At 40.5% G+C, this 1238-nt stretch carries 1 protein-coding gene; it reads right to left on the minus strand.

The features are described from left to right. Positions 1-18: 18 nt before the first annotated feature. The gene (locus tag ABD772_RS17510) at positions 19-996 is read right to left on the minus strand and encodes an IS110 family RNA-guided transposase (protein WP_345107516.1); all 978 of its coding nucleotides are present in this window, start codon (positions 994-996) and stop codon (positions 19-21) included. Between the last annotated feature and the right edge of the window lie 242 nt (positions 997-1238).

Consider the following 1238-nt stretch of genomic DNA (forward strand, 5'->3'; position numbering starts at 1 on the left):
GCTCGCAATGAACTGTGTTTAAAAGCAAATATAATTTGAATAATTTTCGTTGTATTTTGTTTTTTGTGTAGCGATAGCAAAAGCCTGTTTAATTAACTTGTTTGCTACTGCGATTAAAGCCAGTTTTTTAGCCTTTCCCCTGGCTAGCAGCCGGCCATAAAGGTCCCTGCAGGCTTTGTTACACCTGCTTGCACTCCATGAACACACATACAAAGTTGCCCCGATACGTGACATACCCATTTTGCAGATCCTGGCTTTCCCTTTTACACTTGTGCCTGATTCAAATATCCTTGGACAGATGCCGATATAGGAACTAAGTTTACGATAATCGTCAAAACGGGTAAACCCTCCGCTAAGAACCGTTAGCATCATTGCCGTTTTCCTGCCCATGCCTGGTATACTTTCCAGATTAGCGAGCAGTTCTGAATAATGTTCAGTTGCTATTCGATCCATTTGGTTGGTCAGCTTTTTTATCAACCGCTCCTTGTGGGTCAGTTCTGTACTGATCTCTTTTCTTAGCTGCTTTGTTAGCATTCCACTGCTATCAAAACTTTCCAATTGGTTGCTTAGGGCAGTATATTCTGTTTGTAATCTTGTCAATAATGCCTCTGTTTGCTGTAAGGTAATAACGTGCTGCTCTGGCTTTTGCCATAAAACTGGCTGCTCCATCGTACCATACTCCGCAATCATTTTTGCATCCTTTTTATCTGTCTTCGCCCGAGACATCCGCATCTGGCTAAAACGACGGATAACTAATGGATTGATAACACTTACCGGTACACCTTCATCACGAAGAAAACATGCCAACCTGAGATAATAGGGGCCGGATGCTTCCATCACTACCCAACTACCAACAGGTAACTCTTTCAATAAAGCTTTAAACCCATCAATGTTATTGCTGAACTTGTTGTAAGTGTAACGGCCTGCCTGAAAGAGCGCTACATCAAAGAACGATTTTGAAATGTCAATGCCTGTGTAATGTGTTTGAGTTTGCATAACTTTGTTTAAGAGATAATAAAAAGTAGAAGAATCACTTTGTGGCTTATCAATCCTACATTCAGGCTCAAGGCCTAATGAACTGTTCAAGCTCCTAAGTAAAGGGTAAAGGGATTAGCATTGCGAACAGGCTTTCCAGAGCCTAATGACACGTCTTAATCTTTTCTCTTTACCTTTTTCTTCTGCAATAAAATTATTCTTATTTATCATTCAAACAACTCCTATGCAAACATAGGATGACA

It is taken from the genome of Mucilaginibacter panaciglaebae, from assembly GCF_039539265.1.
GTDB classification, from domain to species: Bacteria; Bacteroidota; Bacteroidia; order Sphingobacteriales; family Sphingobacteriaceae; genus Mucilaginibacter; species Mucilaginibacter panaciglaebae.